Here is a 20,553-nt window from a genome sequence, read left to right as displayed (position 1 = left end):
CAACATTGGTTCGCCACACGTAACGTATTCCGTCATCCTGCACGCGGCTGAAATATGTCATGATAGGAAGCGGCTTCATCAAAACGCCTATAAACGAGATCGCTAACAGACAGTCGTCGATTGGCTCTCGGCCGGTTTCAGCGGCCAAGCGGTACTTGAGCCAATGTCCGGTGCTGGGAGGCGCTTGAGTCCCTGCGGAGGTCCGGTTGTGGATCTTGGTCGCCGCCGCCGCCGCACGGCAATCGCTTCGTTCGGGTGCACGTCATTCGGCGACGTCCCCGGCCCGCGTCGCGATGATTTCGGGCCGGCTGGTTCCGCCACCAGATAACTTTGTTGCGTACATTGCACGCCTGGGATACTTTTCGGTAAAGCATAAAAGCACATGGCGGATAATGTCATGGTAAACGGGGCGGGGTATCGGGCATGGCGCTGTATTCCCACAATTACAGCTTTACGGCGGGACATCGGCCGTGAGCGTGGTCGAGCGCTTTTCCACCAAGCTGGTGCCGCACCAGCGACGGCATCTGTTCTGGCGCGATGTCGTCGCCGAAGCCTTTCCCGGCATGACGGTCTGTGCCTCGGAAGGCATAAGGGCGGATCTGGCGCGGTGGTCGCTCGGTGCGGTCGGGCTGACGCGCGCGCGCAGCGAGCGGGCCCGCGTCAGCCGCGTGACTCATGACAATGGCGAGCGCCATTTGTTGCTGCACGTGCTGCATCGCGGCTCCCTGACGCTGTTGCATGGCGATCACAGCAGCACCGGCCGCGTCGGGGAAATCATCGTTGCCGACGACACGAGGCCCTATGCGATCGACATATCGCATTCGAACGACTGCCTGATCCTTGAAGTGCCGGTGGCCATGATGGGCGCCGATATCGCCGATCGGAACTGGCACGGTTTCCGCTTGCCCGCCAACGATCCCAATGTCGCTTTCCTGGGCCATGTCCTGAATGGCATATGGAGCCAGCGGGAGCATTCCGACGATCTGGACGAGGATGCCGGCGCCTTGCTGGCCGACGCGGCAAGAATGGCCTTTCGTCGTCAGCCCGAGCGCTATTCGACGGAGCGGCCGTCGCGATCTCCGGTCGAATATGCGCTGGAACATCTGGGCGATTCCGATCTGGGCACGGCATCGATCGGCGAAGCGCTGGATCTGTCGACCCGGGCGGTGCAGAAATCCTTCTTTCGCCATGTCGGGCTGACGCCCACGGCCTTCATCACCGCCAGGCGGCTGGAACGCGCGGTTGAGCTCATGGCGCGGGGCGATGGGCAGACGATCACCGATATCGCGTTCGAAGTCGGTTTCAACGATTCCGCTTTCTTCACCCGGTGTTTCCGCCGCCAGTTCGGCCTGTCGCCAAGCCAGTGGCGGCAAGAAGGGCGCGCGTTGCCATAAAATGCCGCGGGCGAATCGTTCGCCTGTTCGCAATTGTCCCGGTCGCCCGTTCGCGCGAATCCAAGACCGGCACCTCATCGCCTCCTATCGGAAATTATGAACCGCCGAGACAGGCGTGTCCGTAAAGGGAGGATTGCATCATGGGGAAAACCACCCTCAAGTTCTTGCTGACGTCGACGGCCTTCATCGCGAGCCATGCGGTGGCGCAGGAAACGCCGAGCCCTGATCCAGCCGTCCAGAGCGACGGGATTGCCGACATCGTCGTTACCGCACAGAAGCGCGCCGAAAATGTGCAGGACGTGCCGATCGCGATCTCGGCCTTTACCTCGGAAGCGTTGCAGGAGCGCGCCATCGGCAGCGTGGCGCAATTGTCGGCGATCGCGCCCAACGTGAACCTCGACGCGGGCACGCCCTTTTCCGGGTCCACCGCCGTTCTCGCCGCGTATATCCGCGGCATCGGATCGGACGATTTCGCGTTCAACATCGATCCCGGCGTCGGCATTTATCTGGATGGCGTCTACCTCGCCCGCACGGTCGGTGCGAACCAGGATCTGCTCGACGTCGCCCGCATCGAGATATTGAAGGGGCCGCAAGGCACCTTGTTCGGCCGCAACACGATCGGCGGCGCAATTTCCATCGTGACCAGCGATCCGGGCAAGGAGTTCAAGGCCACCGGCGATGTCACGGTGGGCAGCTACGACCTGTTCCAGGCGCGTGGGTCCGTGACCATTCCGATCACGGAGGGGTTGAATTCCGCGATCACCTTCGGCGTCAAATCGCGCGATGGCTTTTTGAAGCGGGTGCCATTCCCCGACCAGCGCGCGAACAACGCGCCGTCTTTCACCGCCTTTTCCGCCGCCGGTTATGACAGCGCCAAGCGGGAGGGCAGGAACGACAACTGGAATGTGCGCGGCAAGCTGAAATGGGACAATGGCGGGGCGATCCGGGCGACCTTTTCGGGCGATTACAGCAAGGACAAGGGCACCTCTGCAAACAAGCTGCTCGGCACGACGGAAACCGCTTCGGGCAATTTTGCGGGCACGACCAATCTGCCCGGCACTGCCTTCGATCCGACCGGCACGACCGGCTCCCTGTTCGCCGGCCTGTATAATTTCTGTATCGGCAGCACTGGCGCGCAGATCGCCGCGCGCAATGCATCCGCCCTGTGCGGCGTATCGGGCACGCAGTTCAATCCGCAGTTCCAGGTGCCGAGCTATGCCAGCGTCAATGTCGACGGCAATCCTGCCAATGACCGGCTGCCCTGGGATGGCCGCTATCTGATCAACGACAAGGATCGCAGCTACGCCACGGGCAACAGCTATTCGAGCCTGAAGGCGTGGGGCGTGAGCAGCATCGTCGATTTCGATCTGGGCGAGAATGTCGCGCTCAAATCGATCACGGCCTATCGCGAACTGCACTGGAACGCAGGCCTGGACGCAGACGGATCACCGCTGAATTTCCTGCAGCTCAGCTTCACCATGAACCAGAAGCAATTCAGCCAGGAACTCCAGCTGCTCGGCAGTGCCTTCGATAATAAACTCCGTTACGTAATGGGGGGGTATTATTTCGACGAATCCGGCGACCTGCACGATTATGTAACGTTTGCCGAAGGACTGGTTCAGGTGGATGGTCCCAATGAGCTCAGCACGAAGAACTATGCGGTCTTCGGACAGGTCGATTATCGGCCGATCGACCTGATCGGGATCACGATCGGCGGCCGTTACACCAACGAGCGCAAGCGGTTCGAAGGTGGGCAGCAGGAACTGAACGGCTTCAACTACAAGCTGTTCGGATGCGCCAACGCCAATGGCCAGATTTTCCCGAACGGGCCTTTCCCGCTCGCGCCGATCCCGTGCCAGGTGGGGCTCCAATATCCCGATCCCTCTAATCCGGTACGGGTCTATACGCCGGGCGTGAATCGCAAGAAGTTCAACGACTTCTCGCCGAAGATCGGGGTTCAGGTCCATCCGGCGGACGACATCATGCTCTACGGTAGCTGGTCGAAGGGCTACAAGACCGGCGGCTGGACCACGCGGCTTACCAATCCGCAGGGCAATGTCGCGCCTGATTTCAACGAGGAAAAAGCAACGACCTGGGAGGCCGGCGTAAAATCGACTCTGCTCGATCGGCACCTCCAGGTGAACGCGGCTGTGTTCTCGACCAAATATCGGGATATCCAGCTCAATATCCAGGTCGGCACATCGCCCACCATCTCCAATGCAGGTGACGCGCGCATTCGCGGCTTCGAACTGGAAGTCGTCGCCGCGCCGGTGAACGGCCTGACCATCAACGGCTCGGTCGGGTACATCGATGCGCACTATATTTCGGTGTCGCCCGCGACCGCTGCAGTGGGCGGGCCCAGCCCTTATCAGGCCGGGACGCTGGTAGGAGAGGAACTGCCGAAGACGCCGAAGTGGAAGCTCAACATAAGCCCCCGCTATGAAACGAAACTGGGCAATGGCGGATCAATCGTCATGCTGGCAGACTGGACCTACAGCAGCAGTGCGTGGAACGACACTCAGCGCACCTTCCTGTTGCGGCGCGTGTCGAGCGATATCGTCAACGCCAGTGTCAGCTATCGCGAGCCGGGCGGTCATTGGTCTTTGACGGCGGGCGGTACCAACCTGACGGACAAGCGGTTTATCACATCGGGCGGATCGAACATCGCGGCGGGCGCGATCTTCGGCACCTATAACCGGCCCCGCGAATGGTATCTGCGCTTCGGGTTCGATTTCTGAGCCATGAGCGTGATGCATATCGAGGCTGCCGTAGTGGAGCGGGCGGGCGATCCTTTCCGGTTCGAGCAACTGGAGATGGATCCGCCTGGGCCCGAACAGATCCGGGTGCGGATCCACGCCTGCGGCATCTGCCATACCGATATGGTTCTGCGGGACGGGGCGTTGCCGACGCCGTTCCCGATCATCCTGGGGCACGAAGGGGCGGGGGTGGTTGAATCGGTGGGAGCCGCCGTGAGCGGCATCGCACCGGGCGACCATGTGCTGCTGACCTTTCACAGCTGTGGCCACTGCGCGGCGTGCCACGATCACCAGCCGGGCTATTGCGACGAGTTCGTGCCGCGCAACTTCCTGGGGCTGAGGCAGGACGGGGAGGGCGATATCCGGCGGGGCGACCAGCCGATCGGCAGCAACATCTTCGGCCAATCCGCCTTTGCCACTTACGCACTGGCGCATCGGGATAATGTGGTGCGGATCGATTCCGACCTGCCGCTCGAAGTGCTGGCTCCGCTGGGATGCGGGGTTCAGACCGGCGCGGGCACGGTGCTGCAAACGCTGAACGTTCGACCGGGGCAGTCGATCGCGATCATGGGGGCGGGCGCGGTCGGTTTGTCGGCGCTGATGGCCGCGCGGATTGCAGACGCGGGGCGTATTGCAGTCATCGATCGTCATCCGCACCGGCTTCACCTGGCGCGTGAACTGGGCGCGACGGAAACGTCCCACGACTTGTCCTCACAGGACGGATCGTTCGATCATATCGTGGATACGACCGGCGTTCCGGCCCTGCTGTCACAAGCGATCGGGATGCTGGCGTCGCGTGGCACGCTTGCGCTGGTCGGCGCTTATCCCCCCGATGGTCTGGTCATCGACCCGTCGGCGATCATGAGCAAGGGACGGCGTATCGTGGGTGTAGTGGAGGGGGGCGTCGATCCGCGCCCGTTCATCACCCGCCTGATCGGCCATTATCGCGAAGGTCGCCTGCCGCTTGAAAAGCTGGTGCGCTGCTACCCCTTCGCGCAGATACAGGAAGCATTTGCCGCATCGGAGCGCGGCGACGTGGTCAAACCCGTGGTCGTGATGCCGGTTTAGGTTCAGGGCCGCTTCACTTCCCCGTCTGAAGCCCCGCGAGAAACTGGTGCAGGTCGGCGCTGAGCGCCGCCAGTCCGGCTTCGTCCTCGAACACCGAATGGCCGGCGGGATAGCGGCGCAGCGTCAGCCGATCGCCCGGAATGCCGGCCTGCTCCAGCGCGAACTGGCCGGCATAGACTGGGGTGGTAATGTCGTAATAGCCGCCGCCGGCGAACACGTGGAGCGTCGGCTTGGCGTCCATCGCCGTCTTAAGATAGGGCGCAAAGGACATGGCGCGATAGCTGCCGCCATATTCCTTGTCCCAGTTCCATTTGAAGTTGATGCCGAGATTGAGGCTGCGATAGGGGCTGGGCAGGGTGTAGCCCAGCTCGTCCTTGAAATAGCGTTCGATCGGCTGGGATGAGCCGGCACCGAGCGACATCGACGGATCGTCGAAAGGCGGCCGCAGATTGGATTCGGCGATGGCCCGCGTCGCGCGCGCATCGAGCTGTCCGGTGCGGAGGCCCTTGGCGGCGAGCAGACCCAGCATGAAATCCTGGCGGCCGAGGCGCAAATCCTGCGCTTCGATGGTCGCGGCCGGGATGCCGGTCAGCGCCGCCATCTTTGCGGCGATCCGGTGGCGTTCGTCGGCCGGCAGGGCCGGGCCGCGCATCAGCGCAGCGGCATAATCGGTCTGCGCGAAAGCGAGGGCATCGGCATAATGTTGGTCGACGCTGCGGCCGGCGCGGTCGATCGCCTGATGATACCAGGCGACCGCAGCGTAGGTCGGCAGCAGGACCGCATCGGACACGACCGGCCCGTCGGTGTCGCCGATCGCCAGCGACAGCAGCACCACGCCGCCCGGCATCGGCTTGCCGACCTTGGCCGCCTCGTTGAGGATCGCGAGTGCGCGCGACGTGCCGTAGCTTTCCCCGACCAGCACGCGGGGCGAGGCAGCGCGGCCATTGGCCGTGGTCCAGGCGTCGATCATCGCGAGCACGCCCCGCGCGTCGCCGCCGACGCCCCAATAGTCCGATGCGTCCTTGCCGGTGACCGGCATGCTGGCGCCGGTGCCGACCGGATCGATGAAGACGAGATCGGCGGCGTCGAGCAGGCTGAGCGCATTATCCTCGAGATGCGCCGCCTCGCCCTTGCCGACGATCCGCCGCGGGCCCAGCGCCTGCATGTGCAGCGGGGAGGAGGACGCGCCGGGGCCGCCGTTGAAGACGAAGACGAGCGGTCGCCTGGCGGGATCGCCCGCCTTGTCGGCGACATAGGCGTAGCTGACCGCAACCGCGACCGGCGATCCGTCCGGGCCCGGCATCGGCTGTTCCGTGACGATCGCGCGATAGGCGATGCGCTTGCCGCCGATCGTCACGGTGTGGCGGGTGGTGACGACCTGCCCGGATGCTGCGGCGCGCGGGACCATCGGTTCCATCGCGCGCAGGAATGCCGGGGACATCGGCGCGTCCGCCTGCTGGGCCGACAGGGCGGCGGGGCTGACGGCGAGAAGCAGGGCGGTGAGGACGGTCACGCGACGCATCTTGGTTTCCTTGGACTTGGGCGCGGGGGATTTAGGCGCGGGGCAGCGCGGCGAGGAGGCGTTCGATATCGGCCATGTCGTTGAACACCGACGGGCTGACGCGGAAGCGGTTGCGGGACAGGGTGATCTGGATCTTCGCGGCGGCGAGCGGCGCGGCGAGCTTGTCCCGTGCGCCTTCGAGCACGCAGGTGAGCAGCGGGGTGCGGCTTTCGGGCGGCGTGACGATGGTATAGCCGCGCTCGGCCAGGCCCTTGCGAAGATGGGCGAGCAGCGGCCGGCGATGCGCCATGATCCGATCGACGCCGAGTTTCAGGATATAATCGAGCGACCAATCGAGCTGCGCCACCACCGTATGGGCATGGGTTCCGCCGGCGAACAGCCCTTCCATGTCGGCGCGGGGCTTCGTGTCGGCGATCGTCTGGCCCGGCGGATCGAAGGGATAGACGTGCGGGGTGAAGCCTTCGAGCTGATAATAGCCGAAGCGCGTCCGCTTCAGCCGATCGTGCAGATCGGCGCGGACGTAAAGGAAGCCGAGCCCGAAATCCCCCATCAGCCATTTGTAGGAAGCGGTCGCCGCGAAATCGACATTGGTCGTGCGCACGTCGATCGGGACCGTGCCCGCGGCATGGATGATGTCGGCATAGACGAGCGCGCCGCGCGCATGCGCCATCTCGCAGACTCGCTTCAGATCATGCTCGAAGCCATTATAAGTCGAAACGAGCGACAGGGCGACGAGCTTCGTGCCGGGCGTGATCGCCCGTTCCATCTCGTCCAGATCGATCCGGTTGTCGCGCGGACGCAGCCACGCGACGTCCATGCCCTGACGGGCGAGTTCTTCGTACAGATAGAAGGACCCGAAAAAATGCAGCGTATCGGTGACGATGCGCCCGCCCGCGCGCGGCAGATCGAGCGCGTCGATCACCAGTTGCTCGCCGGCCGTGGTGCTCTGGACGAAGGCGATCTCTTCGGGCGATGCGTTGATGAGCCGCGCGAAATTCGCCTTCACGCGGGTTTCGACCGCGTCGGTCGGAAAATGGCCGTCCGTCGTGCTGCGCTGTTCGATATAGCGCCGGACGGCGTCGCCTGCGCCCAGCGGAATGGGGTGCATCGTCCCTGAATCGAGATAGGGGCCGGGCATCGGCGCAAAGGCCGCCTTGTCCGGAAGCGCCGCGCCGGCCTGTGCCACCGCTGCCCTTGCGAGCAACGGCATGGTCCCTGCGCCGGCCAGGACGCCGCGCCGCGTCATTTTCCAACCTCCCGCCATCCCGACTTCTCCCACGGTGTCATGAAGTCTAGCGTTAGTCCCGCGAATAGATTTCGCCTATTCGGCGCCATGGTGCCGCTCGTTCGGTGGTTCGGAATGCGGCGGGGGCTCGGCGAGGCGCGATCTGCGCATAAAAATGCCCGTCGGCAGGATTTAGATTTGCCGCGAGGAGATTCATTGATGCTGCGCCGGATCGTTGCCTGCCTGTTGCCGCTTGCCGCGGTGGTGTTCGCGCTGCCGGCCGGCGCCCAGCCGGTCCCCTCGTCGATCTGCCAGGCGGGGGCGGTGGAGACGCGGCATTCCGCGCGGATCGGCGGCGCGCCGCTTCGCTATATTGTTTGTGCCGGGACGCTGCCCGTCCGCAATCTTCGGGGCGAGGTGCGGGGGCGGATATTCTACACTGCCTATCTGGTGCCGGGCGGGCGGCCGCGTCCGCTGACGTTCGTCTGGAATGGCGGGCCGGGGGCGGATTCCCGGCTGCTGCAGTTCCATGCGCTGGGGCCGCGGATCTTCAGCGACGGGCGGCTCACCGACAATGAAGCGAGCCCGCTCGGCGTGACCGATCTCGTCTTCGTCGATCCGATCGGTACCGGGTTCAGCCGGTCGGACGATCCGGCGCATGCGGCGGATTTCTACGGCACAAACGCGGATATTGCGTCGATCTCCGGCCTGGTTGCCGATTTCCGGACAGTCTATCGGCGCACCAACGCGCCGCTTTTCCTCGCCGGAGAAAGCTTCGGCACGTGGCGCGCGGCTGGCGTGGCGGAGCGACTGATCGATCGCGGTGTGCCGGTTGCCGGCATCGCGCTGATTTCCGGCGGCATTCCGCTTGGCGACATGCCGGATCGCGACCGGATCCGGGCGCTGTCGCTGGTCAACCGCACGGCGACGGCGCTCGCGCTCGGGCGCCTGTCGCCGGCGTTGCAGGCGGACGAGCAGCGCACGCTGGCGGAGGCGCGTCGCTGGGCAGAGAGTGTTTATGCCCCCGCGCTGGGGAATCCCGCCGCGCTCGACCCCGCACGCCGCGCTGCGCTGGTCGATACGCTGGCGGGGTATCAGGGTCTCGATCCCGCGAAGATCGATGCCAGCCTGTGGGTCTCGCCGCGCCAGTTCCGCACGCAGCTGCTGGCGCGGGAGGGCAAGACGCTGGGCATTTTCGACATGCGCGAGACTGCCCCGCGCGAGGAGGGCGAGGCGACGCTCGTGCTGGAATATTACCGGGAAAAGCTTGGCTACAGCGCCAGTGCCTATGCCGGCATCGACGCGCCGGAGAGCAATGCCGGGAGCGACTGGCAATATGACCAGGCCCCGATCACGCCGGAATCGCTCGCCCGCGCCATGGCCGGGGAGGGGCCGCCGAGCCCGTCACAGCCCTGGACGCTCCGGGCAATGCAGAAGGCGCCGCGCCTGCGGGTATGGGTCGCGACCGGCCTTTATGACTCGCTGAACAGCTGTGCCGGGAATGAAGCAACCGTCGCTGCGCTGCCCCGCGCGGTGGCCGGGCGGTTCGTGCTGCGCTGCTATGCCGGAGGCCATATGATGTACGAGACGTTGCGCGAGCGGGCCCGTTTCGGGAACGATTTTGCAGCCTTTGTAGCAAAGCGAACATAAATCTTGCTCGCGACCTCGGTTCGATGACTGTTTTGTTGCAACGCAGCGCTTTTCGGCGGCCGAGAACGGAAAAAAACTTCCGGCGCGCTCTTCTATGGTCGTCCCAGGTTCAAACAGGCCCGTAAGCGGCCGGAACCGCGGCTTCAGCTCGGGACCAAAGGGGTTATGATGATCTACAAGCACGGCACGACCATCCGCAGCCTAATGGCATCGACCGCCTTGCTGGCGGCGGTTTCGGCCTCGTCAGCGTTCGCGCAGGCAGTACCGATCGAACAGGATGCCGAGGCGAGCGTCGATGGTGCGATCGACGACACGATCGTCGTCACTGGATCGCGCATTCGCGGCGCGGCGGCGGATAGCGTGCCGATCGTGGCCATCGATCAGCAGCGCGTGCTCGATCGCGGCTATACGAGTGCTGCCGATGCGCTCAACGACCTGCCGTCGAACGCACCCGTGCTCAACCTGGCCGACGGTTCGGGCGAGGCGAGCGGCCCGGGCTTCCAGGCACCGAACCTGTTCAACCTTGGTGCCGGCCGCACGCTTACCCTGCTCAATGGCCGCCGCATGGTGACGAGCGCCTCGGGCATCGGCGATCCGGGTGGCGTCGGCGACGCGCAGGTGGATGCCAACATCATTCCGCTCGGCCTGTTGCAGCGGGTCGAGGTCTATCAGGGCGGCGGCGCGGCGGTCTATGGTTCGGACGCAATCGCGGGCGTGGTCAATTATATCCTCCGCAAGGATTTCACCGGGATCGAGCTGGACGCGCAGAACGGCATTTCGTCGCGCGGCGATTATGCGACGCACAGCCTGCGCGGTACCTTCGGCACCAATTTCGCAGGCGATCGCGGCAATGTCGCGATCGATCTGGGCTGGTCCAAATCGCCGACGCTGCGCTTTGCCGATCGTCCGCTCTCCAATCTCGGCCGTCTGACCGTTACGAACGGCGCCGATACCGGCCCCACCGACGGCATCCCGGCGGTGAAGGAGATTTTCAACGCGGCATTCTGGCCGTTCAACGGCAATGGCGTGATCTTCACCGCTCCGGCACCGCCACCCAACTTCCTGGCGCGCGACGCACGCGGCAACGCGCTCCAGTTCGGCGCTGACGGCAGCGTGATCCCCTATAATACCGGGACGATCCAGGGTATTCCGTTCGCGTCCGGCGGCGACGGCTTCAAGTACCAGGAACTCGCCGGCCTGCGGACCGGCGTCGAGCGCTACACGGCCAATATGGTCGGGCATTACGACCTGACCGACCGCATCACCCTGTCCACCGAGCTGTTATACGCCCGCACCCGGGGCACCGAAATCCCGCAGGGCAACAGCCGCACGGTCTTGAACGGCGGCACCTATGCCGGGCCGATCGCCTTCACCGTCAACAATCCGTACCTGACGAGCCAGGCCAAGGCGGCGTTGATCGCCGCGCGGCCCTCCTTCGCTGCCGGCGCGCCGCTGTTCCTTTCCAAATATTTCTACGATCTGGTGCCGAGCGGCGAGCAGACGACGACCAATCAAACCTATCGCGGCGCGCTGTCGCTCGACGGCGATTTCGACGCGGGCAGCCGCAATTTCTACTGGTCGCTGTCGGGCAGCTATGCCCGGGTCGAAGGCAAGCAGCGTAGCTGGCAGGTGATCAACAGCCGGTACAACAACGCGATCAACGCGGTGTCGAGCGGCGGCCAGATCGTCTGCGCGATCAACGCGGATGCAACGACGGCGAATGACGACGCAGCCTGCGCGCCGATCAATCCGTTCGGCAACGGCAATGTCAGCGCGGCCGCGCGCAATTACGTCAGCACGCGCGCCGGCCTCGACTGGGTCAATGAGCAGGTCGACCTGCTCGCGACGTTCGGCGGCACGATCGTTGCCTTGCCGATGGGTGATGTCCGCTTCAGCACCGCTTATGAGCATCGTGACGAAAAGGCGCAGTTCACGCCACTCGCGGCCAATCAGCAGGGCCTGTTCGGTGACGGATCGCAGCAGGTCGCGCAGGCCGGACGGTATAATACCGACGAGTTTTCGGCCGAAGTGGTCGTGCCGCTGATCGGCAAGGATTTCAGCCTGCCGCTGGTCAAGCTGCTCGAGTTCAAGGGTGCATTCCGCTACGTCGACAATTCTCTGGCAGGCAAAGAGAATGTCTGGGACGCAGGGCTGCGCTGGGAAGTTACCGACGGAGTCACGCTGCGCGGATCGCGCAGCCGCAACTTCCGCGCGCCGACCCTGGCTCAGCTGCTGGCGCCGACCTCAAGCACGCTCGGCTCGTCGGGTTACGATCCGTGCGATGCGGATCGCATCAACAGTGGCCCGAACCCCGCAGTGCGGCGTACGAATTGCCTGGCCGCCTTCCAGGCGAACAGCGGTTACGGCGTGGATCCCGATGGCACCGGCGCTGGCTTGAGCGCGGCGGCACGTCTCGCCCGCTTCCAGGACCCGGCCGAGAATTTCGAACGCACGACGGTGCTCAGCGGCGGCAATACGGGCCTGCGCAACGAGATTTCCGACACGTTGACCTATGGTATCGTGTTGCAGCCCCGGTTCGTTCCGGGACTGACGATCAGCGCAGACCGGATCGAGATCGACCTGAAGGACGGCCTTTCGGCCTTCACCACGGAAGATTTCACGGCGGCCTGCTATGACGAGCCCAATCCGGATCCTGCGGTGTGCGGTGCGTTCAGCCGCCTTGCGGCGAGCGACGGCATCAGCCCCGGCGGCACGATCGTCAACGGCACCACGACCACCTTCAACGCCGGCGTGATCAAATATCGCGGCGAGGTGTACACGGTCGATTATCGCTTCCTGCCGGGCGATCTGTTCGGTGGGAAGGATCTCGGCCGGCTGCAGCTGACGGCCAGCGCCACCCACAATGCGCTGCTGACCAAATCAGTGACGGGCACGACCTTCACCCGCACGGACGACACCTATACCAGCCCGGAATGGGTCGGCCGCTTCAACGTTGCCTACGACAAGGGGCCGGTGCGGCTGACCTATCAGCTGGAATATCTGAGCCGCACCGATGCCGGGCCTGACGTTTCGATCGAGACCACGCCGAACCCGGTGCTCGATTCTAACATCGTGCACAATATCTCGGCTCAGTACGACATGGGCAATTTCGCCATCCGGGCCGGCATCGACAACCTGACCGACAAGGACCCGTCCTACCCGCAGATCGCCTATGGCGACATTCTCGGACGGCGCTTCTTCGTCGGGGCCAAGATCAGGCTGAAATGAGCCACCGCCCGGCGGTGCCGGGCGGCAACCAACGCCGGCTGATGGTTTCGAACGGGAAATGGATCGAATGATGAACCGGCCGGACTCAAGCGTCCGCGCGCCCTCCGTCACGGCGGGAGGGCGCGCACCGGACCTCGCCGATCCCGTCTCGCAATCCTATTCGCTGTGGGTGCGCAAGATCATCCGGGCGGTGCGGTCCGAGCGCAACCTGCTGGTCAGCCTGTTCGACAGCTCGGTCCCCGAGCCGGTCGATCTGCTGCGCCGGATCATGCTCGAGGGTTTTTCGGACCCGATCACGTCGCGCTATACAAGCGCTTTCGCGAGCGGCAATCCGTTCGTGGTCGATCAACTGGCGCTGCGCTACGACGTTCCCGCCGAGCAGATCCTGTGCACGACGGGCGCTACGGGCGCGCTCTCGCTGATCTACCGCGCGCTGATGGCGCCGGGCGACCGCGTGCTGGTCGAAAATCCGTGCTTCGACCTGTTCCACAACATCGCCACTGCCCAGGGTTTCGGGTTCGACCGGTTCGAGCGGCGCGGGGAGGGCTTCACGGTCGATCCCGACGAGATCGCCGCGGCGATCGGCCCGGCAACCCGGATCGTCGTGCTGTCCAACCTGCACAACCCGTCCGGCATGATCATCGATCAGGACCGGCTCGCTGCGATCGGCCGGATCGCCGAAGCGCGGGGCGTGACGGTGATCGTCGACGAAGTCTATGCCGATTATATCGATCCGGATCTTCGCCCGGCACCGGCCGTAAAGCTTTCTCCGGCGATCATCAGCGTCAGCAGCCTGACGAAATCGCATGGACTGAGCACGCTGCGATGCGGCTGGATCGTCGCCGAGCCGGAAAAGATGCGCCGGATCCGTGCGCTGGCGGAGGAGATCGATTTCGGCGTTTCGAACCTGGCGCACGCCGTCGCTGCGCTGGTGCTCGAACAGCCCGAAGCCATTGACGATTACCGCGCGCAGATCATGCTTCGCGCCCGCCCGATCATGGAATCCTATCACACCCATTGGCGCGCCAAGGGACTCGTGACCGGCGATCTGCCGCGGTTCGGCTGCATTGCCTTTCCGCGGCTGCTCGATATTGGCGACAGCATTGCCTTCTCCGAATGGCTGGCGGAACGCTGCGGCGTGATCGTGGCGCCGGGCGAGTATTTCGGCGCCGCCGGGCATATCCGCATCGGGTTCGCCCGCGCGCCCGGCGATATCGACTATGGCTTGCAGGCATTGACTGACGGAATGCTGCGCTATCGCGACCAGCGCACGCGTGAAAAGGGATTGGGCGCATGATGAAGCTGATCGCCCGCATCGTTTGCGGCACACTCGTGCTTGCGACTGCCTCGGCCGCCGTTGCTCAGTCGGGGATCGAAGTCCAGGCGCGCAGCGAGCAGACCGCCAGGATCGCTGGGCGGCAGCTGCGCTACACAGCCGAAGTCGGGCTGGTGCCGGTGGCGAGCAAGGCCGGTCAGCCGGATGCGACGGCGGGCTATATCTCCTATCTCCACACCGGCCCGGTGGATCGCCCGGTGCTGTTCGTGTTCAACGGCGGGCCGGGCGCTGCCTCCGCCTATCTGCAGATGGGGGCGCTGGGGCCGATGCGGGCGCGGGTGCCGCAGGACCCGGCCGCGCCGCTTCCGGCCGCAGCCGAGGTGGCGGCCAATGACGCGTCGTTGCTCGATATCGCCGATCTGGTGTTTCTCGATCCGCCGGGCACGGGTTTCTCGACCATCGCGCCGGGTGCCGACCGGAGCTTCTACCAGTCTGTCACTGGCGACGCCGATGCCGTCGCCCAGGCGGCGCGGGCCTGGCTCGTCGCGCATGGGCGGACCGGGGCGCCGCTCTATATCCTCGGCGAGAGCTATGGCACGATCCGCGCCGCGGCGATGGTCGATGCGCTGCACACGCTCGATCCGGCACTGACGCTGCGCGGCGTGCTGCTGCTCGGCCAGGCGCTCAACATGATCGAGACGTCGCAGCGGCCCGACAATGCCATTACCTATCCGATCGCGTTGCCGACGCTGGCCGCCATTGCCTGTTACCATCATGCCCTCCCCGAGCCGTGCGATCCCGTCGCGCAGGCGCAAGAGGCCACGTCGTTCGGACCGACCTATCTCGATGCGCTGTTCCGCGGCAGGGCGCTTGCGCCCGACGCGCGGGCGGCGATCGCGGCGAAGCTGGAAGCGCTGACCGGCATCTCCAGCGCCTATTATCTCGCCCATGACCTGCGCATTTCGAAAGAGCAATTTCGCGTCCAGCTGTTGCGCGGCGCGGGCAAGGTGCTCGGCCGTTATGACGCCCGCTATACCGCGCCGCGCGCCGCGAATGCCGGCGATACGGTCGGGCCCGATGCGTTCTCGGCCGTCTCGGAGCTCTACGGCAAGGCGGTGATCGGCCAGTTGGAGCGGATCGGCGTGCGCGATGCGTCGCGGTATCAGGTGATCGCGCGGTTCGAGGGCGACTGGGCTTATGGCGCGGGCGATTCTCCGTTCAACGACTGGCCGTTCATGGCGCGGCTCGAGCAGGCGATGGCCGTCAATCCCGGGCTTCGGCTGTTCGTCGGCACGGGGCTCTACGATCTCACCACCACGGTCGGTGCGGCGGATTATCTGTTCGCCCAATCGTCGCTGACGCCCGACCGTTTCCGCAACGAGCGCTATCCAGCGGGTCATGTCGCCTATTCGGACGACGCCAGCTGGCGCAAGCTGGTGGCCGACATCCGGCAATTCCTGCGCCCGGAAGGAGCCAAATGAGCGTCGAGCAGGCTGACCGGACCCTCGCCAAGGGTATCGATTTGTGGGGCGTCGTCGCGCTCGGCCTCGGTACCGCGGTGGGAGTCTCGATCTTCTCGGCGCTTGCACCGGCGGCGGCGCTGGCCGGGCCGGCGATGCTGCTGGCGGCCTTGCTCGCGGCTTTCCCGATGTATCTGATCGCGGTCAGCTATGCGTTTCTGGGTTCGGCGATCCCGGTTTCGGGGGCTTCCTTCGTCTGGCCGGCGCGGTTCCTTCACCCTGCCTGGGGCTTTTTCATCGCCTGGGCGCGGATCGTCGCCAATATGGGTGCGATGGTGGTGCTCGCGCTGGTTCTGGTGCGCTACGGTTCCATGCTCGTGCCGCTCCCGCTCAAGCCGACGATGTTCGCGGTGCTGGTGCTGGCGCTGCTCGCCAATCTGTTCGGCGTTCATATCGCGGCGCGCGTGCAGAAGATCCTGCTGACCGCGATGCTGGTGTTGTTTGCGGTGTTCGTGGTCTGGGGTGGGGCGAGCGCAGTCGATGTGGCGCGGCTCGAGCCGGTGTTCCCGCATGGCTGGCGCGGCATGCTGGCGGCGACTCCGTTGCTGATGGGCTTGTTCTTCGGGATCGAGGCGGCGACCGAGGCGGGCGCCGAGGTGGCCGACAGCCGCCGCACGATCCCGCTCGGCATCGCGCTTTCGATCGGTTCGGCGACCCTGCTCTATCTGGCGGTGGGGTTCGTCGCGCTCGGTACGCTCGGCAGCGCGGCGCTGGGCGCGAGCGACGCGCCGATCCTAGACGCGGCCAAGACGTTCATGGGGCCGATCGGCACGCCGGTGATCGTGCTCGCCGCAGTGCTTTCGATCGGCAAGTCGCTCAACGCCATATTCGCGATGTTCAGCCGCAGCCTATACGCGATGGGCGTTGCCGGCGTGTTGCCGGGCGCGCTGGGGCGAGTCCATCCGCGCTGGCAGACGCCGCATATCGCGCTGTTCACGGTATTCGCGATCGGTTGCGTCGGGCTGTTCCTGCCGATGGAGCTGACCTTCCTGTTTCTGGCCGTCAACATCCCCAATCTGCTGAAATATGCGAGCATCTGCCTGGTCGCGGCGCGGGTGACGGAGCGGCATCCGGATCTGTATGAATCCGCCGCGTTCAAGTTCAGCCGGCCGGTTATGCGCCGCCTTGCCTATGGCGGCATGCTTTGTGCCCTCGCGCTGGTGTTCCTCGGGCTCGAGGCGGACTGGCGGCCCTATGCGCTGCTTGCCGGGTGGACCGTCGTCGGGGCTGTCTTCAAGCTGGCGATGGACCGCCACCGATCGCGCGCGGCGGTGCGCTAGAACCGTCCTTCGTGGAGGGTCGCGGGGCGGCCGAGCAACTTCGCGATCGGTGGCGAGACCGCAACCTGACCTTCAGTGAGGAAGCGCTGCACATTCGCATCGATCTGCTCGGGCAGATAGCGATAATTGACCATGACACCGTGGCTTTGCGCAAGGCCCTTGTCCGAAGCATCGGCGGCCAGATTGATCCGTTCGAGCCGGGCGCCGTTGGAGAGATGGAATTTAGCGACGGGGTCGGTGGTCTGCCGCCCTACTCCATCGCCGCCGCACAGATATTGCGCGCATAACTGCCGCAACGCGTCATCCTTGGGGGCAGGATCGCCGTCCCTAGCATCCAGCCAGCGACGAAATCCCGGCACGGGGGATAGCGTCGCAAAAGTGCGCAGCGACGGATGCTCGGCCTTGAGTTGAGTGGTGATCTGCTTGATCAGCAGGTTGCCGAAGCTGATGCCGCGCAGGCCGCGCTGGCAATTGCTGATCGAATAGAAGATCGCGGTGGTCGGCTTGGTCGTGCCGGCGGGCGCGGCGGGATCGATCAGCGGGCCGATCGAGTCGCTGATTCCGTCGGTCAGCGCCACCTCGACGAAGATCAACGGCTCGCCGGGGAGTGCCGGGTGGAAGAAGCCGTAGCAGCGCCTGCTACCGCTGAGCCGGCCGCGCAGATCGTCCCAGCTGCGGATGGCGTGGACGGCCTCATATTCGATCAGCTTCTCCAGGATCGCGGCGGGGCTGTTCCAGTCGATCCGGCGGAGATCGAGGAAGCCGCGGTTGAACCACGAGACCAGGAGATGCCGCATGTCATCCTCGAGCGGTTGCAGTTCGGGATGGTCGGGCAACAGGCGCTGGAGTTGCGCCCGCAGGCTGACGATCAACGCGGTGCCGCCGGGCGCAGCATTAAGCCGGCGCATCAGATTCTGCCGGCGGGGTTCGGCGTGGCGCGTGAGCATCGCGGCGTTGGCCACCGAGGGATCGCCGGTATAGGCCCGGGCCGCGTCGAGCAGCGCCGGCTGAAGCGGGGGCAGCGCATCGACCAGCCACCGGAAATAGGTCAGCCGCTCATCATCGTCGAACGACCGGCAACGATCGGCGAGGCTGGCGGCGAGGCTGGTGCCTTCCGCCTCGCCGGCGCGTCCGATCAGTTTTTCGGACAGATGTCGGGCATGAGTGAGCGAGGAAACCGGCGTCCGCCGGAACAGCCGCAGATGCATGGGTCAGCCCCCGAACCAGGTTGAATATTCGGCTCGGAGCAGCGCCTTCTGCACCTTGCCCATCGTATTGCGCGGCAGATCGTCGACGGCGAACACTGCCTTGGGCAGCTTGAACCCGGCGAGCTGCGGGCGGAGCGCCGCGACGATCGCGTCCGGATCGACGGCATGGCCAGGCTCCGGCCGGATGACGGCGGCGACCACTTCGCCGAAATCGGGATGGGGCAGGCCGATCACTGCCGATTCGCCGACGCCGGGCAGTTGATCGATCAGCGTCTCGACCTCGCTGGGATAGACGTTCAGTCCGCCTGCGATGATCATGTCCTTGTCGCGGCCGACGATGCGGACGACGCCGTCACCGTCGATGCTGGCGATATCGCCGGTGATGAAGAATCCGTCGTCGCGGAATTCGGCACGGGTCTTATCGGGTTGCTGCCAATAACCGGCAAAGACATTGGGCCCGCTGACCTCGAGCACGCCGATTTCCTTGCCGTCGGCGATGCGGACGGTGGTGCCGTCAAGCGGCCGGCCGACCGCCCCGGCCACGCGTTGCCCGTCGAGCGGATTGGAACAGATGATGCCGCATTCGGACATGCCATAGCGTTCGAGGATGCGGTGGCCGGTGCGGGCCTCGAACGAGTCGAAGGTGGCGGTGGTGAGCGGCGCCGAGCCGCAGATGAACAGGCGGATGTCGGCGGCGGCGTGCTGGTCGAGACGGGCATCGGCCAGCAATCGGGTGTAATAGGTCGGCACTCCCATGAACAGGCTGGCCCCGGGGAAACGATCGATCGCGCCGGTGCTGTCGAAGCCGGCCATGAACCGGACCTCGGCGCCCGCGAGGAGGAGCGGGTTGAGCCCCACGAACAGACCGTGGATGTGAAACAGCGGGAGCGCGTGGAGCAGGACGTCTTCCGGGCCGATCCCCCAGGCAGCGATCAGCGCCCGTGCATTGGACAGGAGATTGCCGTGCGTGATCATGGCGCCCTTCGAGCGCCCGGTTGTGCCCGAGGTGTAGATGATGACCGCGAGATCCCCGGCGTGGCAGCCGTGTGGTGGCGCGGGCGGATTCGATGCGGCGACCGTTTCGGCGAGGCTGCCCGAACCATCGGCGCCGAGCGTGGCGATGGGGATGCCGCTATCGCCGAACAGCACTGCCCGTGACGGATCGCACACGAACAGCGCCGGATTCGCGTCGGTGAGGAAATACGCGATCTCGGCAGGCTGATACCCGCTGTTGAGCGGCAGGTAGACGGCGCCGAGGCGCAGCGTCGCCAGATAGAGCTGTACCAGATCGAGCGACTTTTCCGCCTGGACCGCGACGCGGTCACCCGCGCCCACGCCCAGTGCGGCAAGCCCGGCTGCCCAGCGTTCGGCGCCGTCGAGCAACGCCGCGCCGCTCATGGCGCGGCTGTCGTCGACGATCGCGATTCGATCACCGGTGGCTGTCAGCGCGGCCGCCATGGCCACGTAAAGGGATGTGGTGTCGTCAGCCATGCGGTCGTCTCCGGGAGATGGTGGCCCTGCGCTGCGCCGGCCGGTAAGGGGATTGTCGAACATCCGTACAAAAGGCTGCGAACGAACCATGACTCGTCCCAAGAGAGTGCCGCAGGATGCCGACCGCGAATTTGCCGGGCCGAGCGGGCTGCCGTTCGGATCGCCCAAGCAGGATTCCGACGGCGGCCTGAAGACCTCGCTCGTCCAGCTGGTCTACGAGACGATCATGGCGGCGCTCGACGCGGGCGAACTGACGCCGGGCAGCCGCATCATCGCCTCCGAACTCGCGACGCGGCTGGGGTTGAGCCGGGCGCCGGTGCGCGAGGCGCTGGCGGTGCTGGCGGGGCAGGGACTGGTCGAGCTGCTGCCGGATCGCGGTGCCATGCTGCGACCGATGAGCGTGCGCGATCTCGCGGCGATCTACGAAGTGAGCGCCCCGGTCGCCGCTATCGGCTTGCGCGAGGCTGCGCGGCGCATCGATCTGGGTGACAATGCCGAGCGAATCCGCGCGGCAATGGCGGCGATCCGGGCGGCGGGCGATGATACGCCGTCGAATTTCGGCTTTTTTCTGGTGCTCAATGAGTTCCACTATCTCGTGAATGCCATCGCCGAGAAGCCGCATGTCGATCTCGTCCTGCGCGCGGTGAATATCGAATATTGGAACAGGCTGCTTGCCGCAGCGATCGACCTGGAGCAGCACGCCGGGAAATATGTCGCGAATTATCAACGCATCACCGACGCACTGATCGCCGGAGACGCGAGATCGGCCGAGGCGATCATGCTGTATCATGCTGACTGGTGCGTCTCCCTGCTCGATCCGAAAGCGGCTTATGGGCAATAATTGTCGACGATAACGGATGATTTCGGACGAGTCAGGCTGTTTCTGCCACGCTTTTTGAATGAATCGTCGACAATCGCTTGCATGCGTTAACGAA

At 65.1% G+C, this 20,553-nt stretch carries 13 protein-coding genes; 9 read left to right on the top strand and 4 right to left on the bottom strand.

Annotated features, from left to right (window positions below):
• Window positions 1–470 precede the first annotated feature (470 nt).
• The 3 genes from U1769_RS21445 (at window position 471) to U1769_RS21435 (ending at window position 5,218) form a co-directional block, all read left to right on the top strand.
• Window positions 471–1,394, top strand: a complete 924-nt coding sequence (locus U1769_RS21445) for an AraC family transcriptional regulator (protein WP_332720074.1) — start codon at window positions 471–473, stop codon at window positions 1,392–1,394.
• Window positions 1,395–1,534: 140 nt separating this feature from the next.
• Window positions 1,535–4,132, top strand: a complete 2,598-nt coding sequence (locus tag U1769_RS21440) for a TonB-dependent receptor (RefSeq protein ID WP_332720072.1) — start codon at window positions 1,535–1,537, stop codon at window positions 4,130–4,132.
• A gap of 3 nt (window positions 4,133–4,135) precedes the next feature.
• Window positions 4,136–5,218 (top strand): NAD(P)-dependent alcohol dehydrogenase, encoded by a 1,083-nt coding sequence (locus U1769_RS21435; protein ID WP_332720071.1) that lies wholly within the window; start codon window positions 4,136–4,138, stop codon window positions 5,216–5,218.
• A gap of 13 nt (window positions 5,219–5,231) precedes the next feature.
• Here U1769_RS21435 and U1769_RS21430 read toward each other — a convergent pair whose 3' ends face one another.
• Together U1769_RS21430 and U1769_RS21425 are read right to left on the bottom strand one after the other, a co-directional pair.
• Entirely contained in the window at window positions 5,232–6,740 is a 1,509-nt protein-coding gene (locus tag U1769_RS21430) for a S10 family serine carboxypeptidase-like protein (protein WP_332720070.1), read from the bottom strand.
• A gap of 31 nt (window positions 6,741–6,771) precedes the next feature.
• Entirely contained in the window at window positions 6,772–7,986 is a 1,215-nt protein-coding gene (locus U1769_RS21425) for an aminotransferase class V-fold PLP-dependent enzyme (RefSeq protein ID WP_332720069.1), read from the bottom strand.
• 198 nt (window positions 7,987–8,184) lie between these two features.
• Between U1769_RS21425 and U1769_RS21420 the strand changes: the two genes are divergently transcribed.
• The 5 genes from U1769_RS21420 (at window position 8,185) to U1769_RS21400 (ending at window position 16,919) form a co-directional block, all read left to right on the top strand.
• Entirely contained in the window at window positions 8,185–9,615 is a 1,431-nt protein-coding gene (locus tag U1769_RS21420) for a S10 family serine carboxypeptidase-like protein (RefSeq protein WP_332720068.1), read from the top strand.
• Between the two features lie 168 nt (window positions 9,616–9,783).
• Entirely contained in the window at window positions 9,784–12,843 is a 3,060-nt protein-coding gene (locus tag U1769_RS21415; protein ID WP_332720067.1) for a TonB-dependent receptor domain-containing protein, read from the top strand.
• 70 nt (window positions 12,844–12,913) lie between these two features.
• The gene (locus U1769_RS21410; RefSeq protein ID WP_332720066.1) at window positions 12,914–14,140 is read left to right on the top strand and encodes a pyridoxal phosphate-dependent aminotransferase; all 1,227 of its coding nucleotides are present in this window, start codon (window positions 12,914–12,916) and stop codon (window positions 14,138–14,140) included.
• Complete coding sequence (locus tag U1769_RS21405) at window positions 14,137–15,600, top strand: S10 family serine carboxypeptidase-like protein (protein ID WP_332720065.1); 1,464 nt, start codon at window positions 14,137–14,139, stop codon at window positions 15,598–15,600. The genes U1769_RS21410 and U1769_RS21405 overlap by 4 nt, the downstream gene beginning before the upstream one ends.
• On the top strand, window positions 15,597–16,919 hold the full coding sequence (locus U1769_RS21400) for an APC family permease (RefSeq protein WP_332720064.1): 1,323 nt from the start codon (window positions 15,597–15,599) through the stop codon (window positions 16,917–16,919). The genes U1769_RS21405 and U1769_RS21400 overlap by 4 nt, the downstream gene beginning before the upstream one ends.
• On the opposite strand, the gene U1769_RS21395 is transcribed toward U1769_RS21400, so the two are convergent.
• A complete protein-coding gene (locus U1769_RS21395) occupies window positions 16,916–18,127 on the bottom strand; it encodes a malonyl-CoA decarboxylase (RefSeq protein ID WP_332720063.1) in 1,212 nt (403 codons plus the stop codon). The genes U1769_RS21400 and U1769_RS21395 overlap by 4 nt on opposite strands.
• Before the next feature lie 3 nt (window positions 18,128–18,130).
• Window positions 18,131–19,618 (bottom strand): AMP-binding protein, encoded by a 1,488-nt coding sequence (locus U1769_RS21390; RefSeq protein ID WP_332720062.1) that lies wholly within the window; start codon window positions 19,616–19,618, stop codon window positions 18,131–18,133.
• An 88-nt stretch (window positions 19,619–19,706) separates the two neighbouring features.
• On the opposite strand from U1769_RS21390, the gene U1769_RS21385 reads away from it, so the two are divergent.
• Window positions 19,707–20,459 (top strand): GntR family transcriptional regulator, encoded by a 753-nt coding sequence (locus U1769_RS21385; RefSeq protein ID WP_332720060.1) that lies wholly within the window; start codon window positions 19,707–19,709, stop codon window positions 20,457–20,459.
• The last annotated feature ends 94 nt before the right edge of the window (window positions 20,460–20,553 follow it).

Origin of the sequence: Parasphingomonas zepuensis, assembly GCF_036663735.1 — a bacterium.
Lineage (GTDB): Bacteria > Pseudomonadota > Alphaproteobacteria > Sphingomonadales > Sphingomonadaceae > Sphingomonas.
Note: the sequence above shows the minus strand (reverse complement) of the source record. Positions and strands in the feature narration are given on the sequence as shown.